12 protein-coding genes and 1 riboswitch are annotated in these 12,144 nt (G+C 51.4%); of the genes, 10 read left to right on the top strand and 2 right to left on the bottom strand.

The window, feature by feature from the left end; genetic code table 11:
• The first annotated feature begins 9 nt into the window (after window positions 1-9).
• On the top strand, window positions 10-1,578 hold the full coding sequence (locus ACLIN2_RS26645; protein ID WP_411502620.1) for a SagB family peptide dehydrogenase: 1,569 nt from the start codon (window positions 10-12) through the stop codon (window positions 1,576-1,578).
• Between the two features lie 189 nt (window positions 1,579-1,767).
• Window positions 1,768-2,220, top strand: a complete 453-nt coding sequence (locus ACLIN2_RS26640; protein WP_411502619.1) for a hypothetical protein — start codon at window positions 1,768-1,770, stop codon at window positions 2,218-2,220.
• On the opposite strand, the gene ACLIN2_RS26635 is transcribed toward ACLIN2_RS26640, so the two are convergent.
• Window positions 2,191-2,631 carry a hypothetical protein gene (locus ACLIN2_RS26635; RefSeq protein WP_411502618.1) on the bottom strand — a complete coding sequence of 147 codons (441 nt, stop codon included), beginning with the start codon at window positions 2,629-2,631 and terminating at the stop codon, window positions 2,191-2,193. The genes ACLIN2_RS26640 and ACLIN2_RS26635 overlap by 30 nt on opposite strands.
• Here ACLIN2_RS26635 and ACLIN2_RS26630 point away from each other — a divergent pair.
• The 8 genes from ACLIN2_RS26630 (at window position 2,622) to ACLIN2_RS26595 (ending at window position 10,474) form a co-directional block, all read left to right on the top strand.
• On the top strand, window positions 2,622-4,448 hold the full coding sequence (locus ACLIN2_RS26630) for a phosphoenolpyruvate hydrolase family protein (RefSeq protein WP_411502617.1): 1,827 nt from the start codon (window positions 2,622-2,624) through the stop codon (window positions 4,446-4,448). The two genes, ACLIN2_RS26635 and ACLIN2_RS26630, sit on opposite strands and share 10 nt — an antisense overlap.
• A 174-nt stretch (window positions 4,449-4,622) precedes the next feature.
• On the top strand, window positions 4,623-5,864 hold the full coding sequence (locus tag ACLIN2_RS26625; protein ID WP_411502616.1) for a Tm-1-like ATP-binding domain-containing protein: 1,242 nt from the start codon (window positions 4,623-4,625) through the stop codon (window positions 5,862-5,864).
• Window positions 5,865-5,910: 46 nt separating this feature from the next.
• A complete protein-coding gene (locus tag ACLIN2_RS26620; RefSeq protein ID WP_411502615.1) occupies window positions 5,911-6,744 on the top strand; it encodes a phosphoenolpyruvate hydrolase family protein in 834 nt (277 codons plus the stop codon).
• A 1-nt stretch (window position 6,745) separates the two neighbouring features.
• Window positions 6,746-7,156: a cupin domain-containing protein gene (locus ACLIN2_RS26615; RefSeq protein WP_221176075.1), complete on the top strand. Its 411-nt coding sequence runs from the start codon at window positions 6,746-6,748 to the stop codon at window positions 7,154-7,156.
• 239 nt (window positions 7,157-7,395) lie between these two features.
• Entirely contained in the window at window positions 7,396-8,118 is a 723-nt protein-coding gene (locus tag ACLIN2_RS26610; protein ID WP_092275150.1) for an amino acid ABC transporter ATP-binding protein, read from the top strand.
• A 31-nt stretch (window positions 8,119-8,149) separates the two neighbouring features.
• On the top strand, window positions 8,150-8,959 hold the full coding sequence (locus tag ACLIN2_RS26605) for an ABC transporter substrate-binding protein (protein WP_092275147.1): 810 nt from the start codon (window positions 8,150-8,152) through the stop codon (window positions 8,957-8,959).
• Between the two features lie 66 nt (window positions 8,960-9,025).
• A complete protein-coding gene (locus tag ACLIN2_RS26600) occupies window positions 9,026-9,712 on the top strand; it encodes an amino acid ABC transporter permease (protein WP_092275144.1) in 687 nt (228 codons plus the stop codon).
• A 30-nt stretch (window positions 9,713-9,742) separates the two neighbouring features.
• Window positions 9,743-10,474, top strand: coding sequence for an IclR family transcriptional regulator (locus tag ACLIN2_RS26595; protein ID WP_411502614.1), 732 nt, complete (start codon window positions 9,743-9,745; stop codon window positions 10,472-10,474).
• Window positions 10,475-10,529: 55 nt separating this feature from the next.
• Here ACLIN2_RS26595 and ACLIN2_RS26590 read toward each other — a convergent pair whose 3' ends face one another.
• Window positions 10,530-11,780 carry a HAMP domain-containing sensor histidine kinase gene (locus ACLIN2_RS26590; RefSeq protein WP_310238281.1) on the bottom strand — a complete coding sequence of 417 codons (1,251 nt, stop codon included), beginning with the start codon at window positions 11,778-11,780 and terminating at the stop codon, window positions 10,530-10,532.
• Window positions 11,781-11,975: 195 nt separating this feature from the next.
• Window positions 11,976-12,097: riboswitch (SAM riboswitch) on the top strand.
• Window positions 12,098-12,144 lie beyond the last annotated feature (47 nt).

The following is a 12,144-nucleotide window of genomic DNA, read 5'->3' as shown; positions in this document are numbered from 1 at the left end:
GGGAGCTGGATGAGTCTCGAGGCATTCTTGCACGAACTGCATGCTGGATTGGAGCGCACAAAAGCTGGCGACTATGAAATCGATTGGGAAGACGCACCGCTTCCCTATAAGCTGTATCGGGGGCTGCCTGTCGTAGCGCTGTCCGCAGATGTTCCGCTGACGCTGGATGAGCCTGTGCATCAACCTCGTGCCAGACCGGAACTGCGAGAATTTGGACATTTTCTCTGGTACGTCTATGGCCTTACCCAGCTCAGCCAATCGCCACTTGCCCAGGGGGGAACAATGCAGTCAGCCCGAAGATTCGTTCCCTCGGGCGGTGGCTTGTATCCGAGTGAGCTTTACGTGTATCTAAAGGTAGCGGGGGCACCCAGCGGAATCTACCATTACGATGCAGCCCACCATCGACTCGTGCTGCTTCGGTCTGGCGAATTCGACACGTACGTGGCTCGTGCTTTAGGCCATCGCTGCAATCTATCCAAGACCTTCGCTACTGTCTTTGTTTCGACGATGTATGGGAAGAACTTTTTTAAATACCAGAACTTTTCCTACCGTCTGCAAGGTCTGGATGCAGGGGCCGTCATCGGGCAATTGCTGGAGGTGGGCAAACGCTTTGACTACGAGGCGGGCGTGTGCTTTCAGTTTCTGGATCGGGCTGTCCATCATTTGCTTGGGGTGTCTGAGCAGGAAGAGGCTGTGTACGCAATCATATCTCTGTATGCGGAGGGGGGAGCGGCTTGGCTGGCGGATGGGAATTCAAAAGTCGAACGGATCACTGCTGATGACATGTGCAGGGAGCTGCCCGCCATCGAGCACGAACACTTCGTCCGGTCAAGCAGAGTAAAGGAGCACTCGCTGCTCATACGCATGAATGAGTCGGCGCAGTATGAATCTACGGAGCAATTTCGCTGCTTGAGGGGAGGAGAGGCCACGGATGAAGAGGGAGCGATACGGCTGCTCCCTCAGACAAAGCGGTTGGAGTACGACCTCGCTGCGGGGAGTAGGCAACGGTATTCGCCGGAGCAGGATTTTATTTTGGGCAAAGTCACGACAGAACAGCTAGCTGCCTTGCTGCAAGAGGCGACCGCTGCTCTGCGGTACCGAAATGACCTGGATGAGCAAGAGGATGGTGCGTTCTCGCGTCTGCTTTTGTACAGCTGCCTATTCAATATCGAAGCAGTCGAGGATGGGGCTTACTGCTACGATGCCAAGCGTCACGGCCTGTACGCTGTGCGTTCGGGTGATCATCGGCTTTGGCTGCAGTATGCGATGGCGATAGACAATGTCAATCTGATGCAGGTGCCAATCTGTATACACGTAGCGGGGAATAACGATCATCTCATCTCGACATTGGGCTATCGAGGCTACCGTATTCAACAAATGGAGGCAGGTATGCTGGTTCAGCGAGTGCTTCTGACAGCAGCAGCGCTCGGTCTGGGAGGGCATCCGCTGCTGGGCTATGATGTAAATGTGTGTGATGAGCTATACGGGCTGGGACCAGAGGGGAAAACGAGCCTGATTCAAATCCCGGTTGGCCCTTATCGCCATCGTCCACGGCTGCAGGGAGGCATGCACGCTTAATAAACAAAAGGAACAAAGAGGCATCGATAAAGCTGGCCAAGTAGGCAGCTTTTTTTATAGCAGCTTGTTTTTCCTGCCAAGCTTTCTCATTTGGGGTAGCCAGTTTGGGTATAAAAGAAGCCTTTCAGAATATGATGTCGTCTAGGCATTGTAAGCTGGAGATAGGAAGGGCAAGTGGAGGGGGAAGGGATGAGGAACATAACGACGCTTCTCGTCATGCTGCTGGCGAGCAGGTACGACGGCTGCAAACAGGCAAGCATCCCTGACTCGATCCCTCCCCTTCCTTTCCCGGAGCGCATTCGGCTGGTAGAGCAATTTTCCCGCATCGATGATTTTGATTCTGGAGAAGAGCCTGACGAAACACAACTGAAGAAGCTGCAGCGTCATTCCAGCCGGAAAGATTATCGCCGTGTGCTTCTCCAGTTTTTTGTCCGGGAATTAGGTCACGAAATTGCATTTTTTCAAACCATCGTGCAGCAGGAGCAGTATCGCCACCTATTAGTGGTGACAACCGATGAATGGCTGTACAGCGTATCGTTGAAGCAATGTCCAGAGTACAAGGGAATTTGGACGGTTGATATATATGGCGCGTGCTTGCTGGTGGATGAGGTCCTAAAGCATTTGGGAAACGAGCACCCATAGATTGATCAGCGCCACAAACATCAAAAAAGTAACATAGTTAAAATAGAGGGAGTTCGTATAGACATTAATGCCGCTCGTCATCGCTTCAAAGAGCTCCGGACTGATTTCGCGGCTATATTTTTTCTCCATTTTTTCCAGGAGCATCGGTTTATACGTGGTGAATTCCTGATAAGTATGGAAGCTTCCATAGAGGAGAAAGACAATCGAGAGGATGGCTATCAGCATTTTGCTAGATTTGGACAGGATGCGGTGTCTTAGCCACCGGTACCAATCCCGTGCAAAGAAAAGGAGGAATCCAGCGAGAGGAACCTCATGTAATTCTCGTTCACCTAGCAGGATTTCGCTTTGCAAAAGGGGAAAAGGGGATGAATGATCAAGGCCCAGAAAGGAGTCCTCTCCCCATGAATCCAAAAACAAAAATCCGCAAAGCGCTCACAGACTCCCTCCAAAAGCGCAAACCGCTTATTGGTGTCGCGACTGGCTCTGGTTTTTCTGCCAAGCAGGCTGTGGCGGGCGGTGCGGACTTGCTGCTCGTGCTGCACGCGAGTCTGTTTCGCAATGCCGGCGTGTCCTCACTGGGTTCCCTGATGCCTTTTGCCAACAGCAATGAGATGGTGATGCAAGTGGGAACACGGGAAGTGCTGCCTCATGCAGGGGAGGTACCTGTCGTTTTTGGCGTGTGCGCGACCGATCCTACGATCCATCGTCCCGTGCTGATCGACCAGATTATGGGGGCTGGCTTTCAAGGGGTCAATAACTTTCCTTCCGTGGGACTGATCGATGGTACCGTAGGAGCCATGCTGGAGGAAGAAGGCTTCGGTTTTCAGCAGGAAGTGGATTTTTTGGCGGAGTGTGCACAGCGGGGATTGTTCACCATCGGATTTGTTTTTACGGAAGAGCAGGCCCGGGCGATGGCGAAAGCGGATGTCGATGTCATCTGCGCTCACTTCGGGTGGACGATTGGCGGGGGGACGGGGATCAAGCACGGGATGAGCATTCCAGAAGCGGTAGATTTGGCAAATCGCATTTTCCGCGCTGCCAAAGAGGTCAATTCTGAAGCTCTGCACATGGTATACGGAGGCCCGATCGTCTCCCCCGAGCATGCCAGTCATTTTTATCTGGAGACGAGTGCAGTCGGTGTCATTGGCGGATCGACCTTTGAAAGAATCCCTACAGAGGAGCGGATCAAGGGCGTCATCGGGGAGTTTAAAAGAGTCGGGGTCCTGGCAGAGGAAAATCGCTATCTCAAAAAGGAATTGATGAAAAAGATGCGCTTCGACGAGATCGTGGGACAAAGTCGGGCGATGCAGGAAATATACGAGATCATCAGCAAGGTAGCCGGTAAAAACGTCAATGTCCTGGTACAAGGAGAGAGCGGAACCGGAAAAGAGCTGATCGTGCGCTCTATTCATTACAACAGCGACCGCTACAAGCATGCCTTTATTAAAGTCAATTGCGCTTCACTGCCTGAGCAGCTGCTGGAGAGTGAGCTGTTCGGTCACGAGAAAGGTTCGTTTACAGGAGCGCTCCAGCAGCGCATCGGTCGTTTCGAGCTAGCTCATCAAGGCACGCTGTTCCTGGATGAGATCGGGGAAATGAGTCTGGTCACGCAAGCCAAGCTGTTGCGAGCGATCCAATACCGCGAGTTTGAACGGGTGGGCGGAAGCAAGACGATCAAGGTCGATACGAGAATCGTCTGTGCAACAAACCGGGATTTGTGGAAAGCGGTACAGGAAGGCAGGTTTCGCGAAGACCTGTTCTACCGTCTAAATGTCATCTCCATACAAACTGTACCGCTTCGGGAGCTAAAAGAAGACATTCCCCTGATGGTGAGTCACTTCCTGAAAAAGATCAACGAGAAATTCCAAGGGGACGTCAGTGGGGTGACCGCACCCGCTTTGGATGCTCTGCTGGCTTATGATTGGCCGGGCAATGTCCGTGAGCTGGAGCATGTTTTGGAGCGTGCGGCTGTCTTGTGTGAGGGAGATCGGATCGGGATTGCGGATCTGCCAGCGTATATTCAGCAAGCTGCACCTGTCTCGGGTGAAGCTGTTGGCCAGGGAGATTTTGCAGACAAGCCTTTGCAGTCCGTGGAAAAGGAATGGATTCTCGAGACGCTGCGCAAACAGGCCTGGAATCGAACAAAAACAGCGGAAGCCCTGGGCTTTACCCGCCGAACGCTGTTTAACAAAATGAAAAAATACGGTATTAAGCCCATTCCCAAATAAAAGAGCGCTCCGTTCTTTTGCTTGGGAATTTTTTTCTCACGTTGAGTAAGTGATTGGGAAAAATCTTTCTCACATCAATGACTAATAGGCACAAAATACGGGACAACGCGGTTGGCATGGGAGTTGCTTTCGATATTCATGGGACACCAATCCATGGGAAGGGGAAAGTGGCAGATGGGACAACAAGTCACACCGACAGTCGTGCTGCTTGGCACATTGGATACAAAGGGAATCGAGTATGGATACATTCGAGAGCGCTTACATGAGAATGGTGTGAACGTGATCCTGATGGATGCGGGCGTGTTGGGCGAGCCGGCCGTTCAACCGGACATCACGAAAGAAGAAGTCGCCAAGGCAGCGGGGTACGACCTGCACGAGCTGCTGGAGGCAAAAGACCGCGGCGCCGCAATCAAGGCGATGGCTGCGGGAGCGGCGAGCATCGTGGGGCAGCTGTATACAGAAAAAAGGCTGCAAGGAATTCTGGGACTCGGCGGTTCAGGTGGTACGGCGCTGATCACGCAGGCAATGCGTGCGCTGCCGATCGGTGTTCCCAAGCTGATGGTCTCTACGATGGCCTCTGGTGATACGCGTCCTTATGTGGGGGAAGTCGATATCACGATGATGTATTCCGTTGTGGATATTGCAGGCATCAATCAATTCTCGGCGCAGATTTTGTCCAACGCAGCAGGAGCGATTGCGGGAATGGCCAAAGCTCCTGCTCCTAATCTGACAGGCGGGAAAGCGTTGGTTGCCGCGACGATGTTTGGGGTAACGACACCAGCTGTCGAGGAAGCACGCAACCATTTGGAGGAGCGCGGTTACGAAATTCTGGTTTTCCATGCGACAGGAACGGGCGGGCAGTCCATGGAGGCACTCATGCGAGACGGCTTCATCAGCGGTGTGCTCGATTTGACCACGACCGAGCTGGCAGATGATCTGGTAGGTGGCGTGCTGTCTGCCGGTCCGCATCGTTTGGAAGCAGCGGGAGAGCTGGGGATTCCGCAAGTCGTGTCGCTAGGTGCGCTCGATATGGTGAACTTCGGGCCGAAAGATACCGTTCCAAAAGCGTTCCATGACAGACTGCTGTACGAGCACAACCCGACCGTGACCTTGATGCGTACGACCCCGGAGGAATGTGCAGAGCTGGGGCGCCGTATCGCACTCAAGCTGAATCAGGCGAAGGGACCTGTGTCGCTATTCGTTCCCTTGCGCGGGGTATCCATTATTGCGAAGGAAGGCCAGTTGTTCTACGATCCAGTCGCTGACAAGGCGCTGATATCAGCACTGTACGAGCACCTGGACACGAGAGTAGTTGAGCTGGTCGAAATGGATACTGATATCAACGATCCCGCGTTTGCTCGTGCGATGGCAGAACGTCTGCATGAGCTGTTCCAAGCCTCTGTGGCGAGGCAGTAAGCTGGATCTTTCATCTGGGTAATGACAAAAGGAGGACCTATCAATCATGATGACACGCGAACAGGCGCTGAACGTATTGCGAAAAGAGATCGAAGAAGGACGGCCGATTATCGGCGCGGGAGCAGGAACGGGACTGTCGGCAAAGTCGGCTGAAGCGGGCGGCGCAGACCTCATTATCATTTACAACTCGGGGCGGTACCGGATGGCGGGACGCGGTTCGTTGGCGGGCCTCTTGCCTTATGGGGATGCCAATCAGATCGTCGTGGAAATGGCAGGAGAAGTGCTGCCTGTCGTCCAAAAAACGCCGGTTCTCGCAGGGGTGTGCGGGACTGACCCGTTCCGTCTAATGCCTGTTTTCCTCAAACAGCTGAAGGAGATGGGCTTTACAGGCGTACAGAACTTCCCGACGGTCGGGCTGTTCGATGGCAATTTCCGCGCGAATCTGGAAGAGACAGGTATGGGCTACGATCTGGAAGTGAATATGATCCGTCACGCACATGAGCTCGGCTTGCTGACAGCGCCTTATGTATTCGATGAGGAACAGGCGAGAGGGATGGCGGAGGCGGGAGCGGATATTCTCGTACCGCATGTGGGCTTGACCACTTCCGGCACGATCGGGGCAAAAACGGCACTGACACTCGACGAAGCTGTCGAGCGCGTACAGATGATGCATGATGCTGCGAAGGAAATCAATCCAGACATCATCGTGCTGTGCCATGGCGGACCCATCGCGGAGCCGGACGATGCGGCTTATGTACTGGAGAGAACGACTGGCGTGGTCGGGTTTTTCGGGGCGTCGAGCATGGAACGGCTGCCTACTGAAGTAGCCATTTCTACGAATATGCGCAAATTCAAATCAATCGGACACGGAGGGGAATAATGTGAAACAAATCCATCCAAACGATGTTTCTACCCATTCCTTCGACTGGGGCATGATCAAGTGGATGATCACGCCTGACCAGACGGAAGGGGCAAAAGTCACCTTCGGGGAGGTCATTCTGCTGCCTGAACAAGGACATGACCGGCACAATCACCCGGATGCAGAAGAAATTCTGTACGTCCTGTCCGGGGAAGGGCAGCAAATGATCGGAGATGAAGAGCCTTTCTCCGTGAAGGCGGGGGATGTCATCTATATTCCTCAGGCTGTATTCCACTCGACGTATAACACCGGGTGGGAGCCGCTGCGTCTCTTGGCTTTCTACAATCCGGGAGGGGCGGAAAAAGGCTTGACCACGCTGCCGGATTTCAAAGAGGTACCTGCTGGGCAATTCCAGAGATTCACTCGCCCATAAGCAAGAAACATCATCAGCAAGGGAGCTGTCCCGAAAGCCATGATTGCTGGCCACGGGATAGCTTTTTTCTTGTAAGAATACCACTTAATCCATTCGTAAAAACGAATAAATATGCATATATCAGATTTTTCTTGAATATCAGAAAAAATATAAGTATAATTTAAAAATAGAAACTGTTTCCGATATTCGGAAAAGTATAGAAAATCTATCCGATAGTCCATAGACAGGGGGATAGCAGGATGATTGAGGTTAAGCATCTTGTGAAGTCATTTGGTTCCTTGACTGTACTGAAGGGCGTTACGCTGACCGTACAGGAAAAAGAAGTAGTTGTTTTGCTCGGTGCCAGCGGTTCAGGGAAGAGCACCTTGCTTAGATGCCTGAATTTTCTGGAGGTCTATGACGAGGGCGAAGTGTGGGTCGGCGGCACTCAGATTGATCCGTACAAATCCAATTTGAATCAGTTTCGAGCGGAAGTCGGCATGGTGTTCCAGCATTTCAACCTCTTTCCGCACAAGACTGTTTTGGAAAACGTCATCGAGGCTCCCATCCATGTCAAACGAATGAACGTAGCTGAAGCGAAAGAGCTGGCTTACGAACTGCTGAAAAAGGTAAATATGCAGGATAAAGCGGACGTGTATCCAGATATGCTCTCCGGTGGACAGAAGCAGCGAGTGGCTATCGCCAGAGCGCTTGCGATGAAGCCGAAAATCATGCTGTTTGACGAGCCTACATCCGCGCTCGACCCCGAACTGGTAGGGGAAGTGCTGCAGGTCATGAAACAGCTGGCAAAGGAAGGCATGACGATGATCGTCGTGACCCACGAAATGGGATTTGCCCGTGAGGTGGCCGATCGTGCTGTCTTCATGGACAACGGTCAGATTCTGGAGCAGGGACCGCCTAATACCTTCTTTGAAAATCCGCAAAACGAACGGACAAAGCAATTCCTGGGAAGCATCCGCTAAAGATAAATAAACGATACTGGGGGAAATAAAAATGAAAAAGGCAAAATGGACAGGCATTCTGTTGTCGACTGTATTGATGAGCTCCCTTCTTCTGGCTGCGTGTGGTTCGCAAGAGTCAGGCAGTGCTCCAGCAGCAGGCGGGCAAGCTGACTCTGGCAAAAAGGACTTCACCTATGCGATGAGCGGCGTGTACAAGCCGTTTAGCTTCAAGGAAAACGGAAATCTCACAGGCTTTGACGTAGAAATTGGACAAGCTCTGGCAGAGAAAATGGGCATGAATGCCGTACCGATCACGAATCCGTTTGAGACAATTATTCAAGGACTCGACTCGAAAAAATACGATTCTATCATCGGGAGCTTGACGGTGACGGAGGAACGCCAAAAAGCCGTATCCTTCACCAATGCTTACTATCGTTCCGGTTCGCAAATTTTCGTACAAGAGGGCAATACCACGATCAAATCCAAAGAAGATTTGAAAGGGAAAAAGATCGGGGTAGTGAAAGCCTCCAACTATCTGGATTGGGCGAAAAAGCTCACCGATGAGGACAAAATCACCACCTATGACAGCGATATTACAGCGCTGCTCGATCTCCCAACCGGTCGCTTGGATGCCGTGATTACGGACCAGGTGGTAGGTCTGCGCTTCATCAAAGAGGGCGGCGGTAAAGTGATGGATGTGGGCGAACCACTCAGCTTTGATGAACAGGCGATCGCAGTACGCAAAGGGGATCAGGAATCCGTAGATCGAATCAACAAGGCGCTGGATGAGATCATCAAAGACGGCACGTATGAGAAAATCAGCCAAAAATGGTTTGGTCGCAACATCTTGCAGAAGCAATAAGGCGGGTTACGGGGTGTCCAGGCTGGACGCCCCCATTTTTCAGCTACATGCGAGGAGTGATCTTACGTGATTCTCGACATTCTTCTATCCAGTTATCCCCTCTTTCTAAAAGCGTCATGGCTCACGCTCAAGCTGACGGCGGTTGCGCTCTTGCTCGGCTGTGGAGTGGGCCTCATCATAGCGTTTTTCCGGATTTCCAGCTCCAAGGTGCTGAACTACATCGCGCATATTTACATCACGGTCATTCGCGGCACACCGCTGATCGTGCAGATTGCCATTCTTTATTTTGGGATATCCAATCTGGTGACGCTCTCCCAATTTTGGGCAGGGGCGATTGCCTTGGCCGTTCATAATGGCGCCTATATTGCCGAAATATTCCGTGGGGCGATCCAGTCGATTGACCGCGGGCAAATGGAGGCTTCAAGATCTCTCGGGATGTCTTATCCGCTCGCGATGAGACGCATCGTATTGCCACAGGCGTTCCGACGCGCAATTCCTTCCTTGGGAAACCAGTTCATTATCGGGTTGAAGGACTCGTCTCTGGTGGCATACGTAGGAATGCAGGATCTATGGGGAACGGGTCTGAGCGAAGCGGCCTCAAACTATCGCCAGCTTGAAACCTACATGGTAGTAGGCTTGTATTACCTGGTCATGATTACGATCTTCACTTACTTTGTGAACAGGCTGGAAGGGCGACTGGCTACCGGGCGCGCTCCGAAAAAGCAAGCCAAGGATAACAGTGTGGCTGCGTAACCAGCGCATGGCCAAAGAGGGCGGGAGACTATGGTTCAATCAATCGAGCGGACGATGAAAATTATCCGGGTGCTGATTTCAGACGAGAAACAAGCTTGGCCAATATCAGATTTGGCAAGCGCTACCGGATTGCCTATCAGTACGCTTCACCGGTTTCTCGATTCGATGATTCAGTACGGTCTGGTAGAGCAGGAGCCAGTCACCAAGCATTACAAGGCAGGCTACACGTGGATGGAAATCGGCTTTACCCTGCATAACCGAATCAATTTTCGCTATGTGGCAAGGCCGATTATGGAGGAGCTCGCTCAAGAAGTGGAGGAGAGCATCTTCTTGAGCGTACCAGCTGGGTATGATTCCATTCCGATCGAAAAGGTAGAGAGCCCGTTGAAGATTCGCATTGACGAGAATATGGGCGAGAGGATCCCCCTGACCATCGGTGCCCCGAATAAGGCGATTCTCGCTCATTGGAAGCCAGGGGAAGTCAGGAAGGTTGTTGCGGCTCAGCTCGCTCCTGCCCTTCAGCAGCCGTTCCTTGATCAATTGGCGCATGTCAAAGAGACAGGCTATGCGATTAGCTACGGGGAGAAAACGGAAGGGACGGTAGCGGTAGCGGCCCCCATCTTCAGCTACGGAAATCAGATTGTGGCAGCACTGTCGATCAATGCCCCCAGCTTTCGCGTGACAGAAGATCGCATGTCTTTTTTGATTGAGAGAGTCAAACAAAAAGCCGCGACGGTCTCTGCGAAAATCGGCGGAGTCTAGCAAACGGATCTTTTGGAATGAAAAAATCCCCATCACCCGACTAGGGTATGGGGATTTACTCTTGGTAAGGAAAGATGATCGAAAATTTTGTGCCGACATTAGGTTTACTGTTCACGGTCACGGTACCACCGATTGTGTGGATGACATGATAGGAATACGTCAGGCCAAGTCCGGTTCCACTCGACTTTGTAGAAAAATAAATGGACCCCAAACGCTTCATCTGGCCCTCATCCATTCCTACTCCGTTATCCTTGATGATGAGAATCGCTTTGCCTTCCTCAACAACCAGCGATAGGAACACTCTCCCTTTCCTGACGTTCGTGCAGGCTTCAATCGCATTTTTGATAAAGTTCACGAGCACCTGCTTGATCTCATCCGGGTTGGCCATGATGATGACGGAAATATCAGGCGTGCGCACTTCCAATTCGACATTGTGCAAAATCGCAAAAGGGGACATCACAGCTCGCATGACCTTTAAAAGCTCTACGACGTTAACCTGCTCATGTCGGTTTGTCAAAGGCTTGGAAATAGCCAGATACTCCGAGAGAATCATTTCCGTCCGCTGGATTTCGTCCATGCAGATGTTCATATACTGGGCGCTTTTCGTGAAGTCATGCGGATTCTCCTGCATCAAACGCAAAAAGCCCTTTACTGCCGTAAGCGGGTTTCGCACCTCATGAGCGAGCGAGGCTGCGACATGACTCATCGTCTCGATTTTTTCATTTTGCGCATGCTTGATAAAGATCTCCTTGTCCGATACGGATGTACTGAACAAGGACATCAGAATCCAGATACCGAGTATGTTTGGCAAGGGGATGACCAGCAGGTGATACGTCAAGTGTTTAACAAAATAGTGGGGGAGGTAGAAGTAGGTAAGAGTTAAGGCGATGATGGAAAACAATACGCCCGCCAATATTGTGAAAAACGTTTTTCGGTGAGTAGCTTTGTAGGTTCTGTACATGAGGAGGGACACCGAAAAGGAGAAGACGGAAATGACCAAGGCGATAAACAAGCCATCGCCGCCCAGGTAGAGACGATAAAGGACGAATTCGCCCAGCAAAATCAAGCCTGTCTGGACACCGCCATAAACAAGCGCGAAAAACATGATGACGTAGCGAACGTCAAAGATGACTCCTTCTACTACGCTTGACGAAAACGTCATGGCGAGGAATAAACTGATCGAACTCGTAACCAGGATGAAGGACTGGCTAAAATTTCTCATTTTATCCCGGTAGTAGATATTGAACAGGACAAAAGGGATCAGGACAAAAAACATTTGAAGAATGACTTCTTTTAATAGGCTCATCGTGCATCTCCACCGCAGACTGGCTCTGAATCTCCACCGTTATTTCGACATGGTATACGACAATCCCTCCCAAGATTCGAGTATCAAATTTGTCACAATAAAGAATCATCTCCTAAAAAAGTCCTAGTTGACAGGTGGGCAATGGATTGATTATAGTCTGTATATATTCAAGAAACGTTTTGAAAATAATAACTACTCTTATCCAGAGAAGGCTGAGGGAATGGCCCTATGAAGCCCGGCAACCTAGCACGTGAGATCTATTGTCTCCCGCGCCAAGGTGCTAACTCCACCAGGTAGAGATACCTGATAGATAAGAGGCGGAATATCGTGCTGACGATTTTAGCCTCTTTCTGGTGGAAAGAGG

Origin of the sequence: Brevibacillus centrosporus (genome assembly GCF_046622605.1) — a bacterium.
Classification (GTDB): domain Bacteria; phylum Bacillota; class Bacilli; order Brevibacillales; family Brevibacillaceae; genus Brevibacillus; species Brevibacillus centrosporus.
The sequence above is the reverse complement of the archived record's forward strand: the minus strand, read 5'-3'. Positions and strand labels throughout refer to the sequence as shown.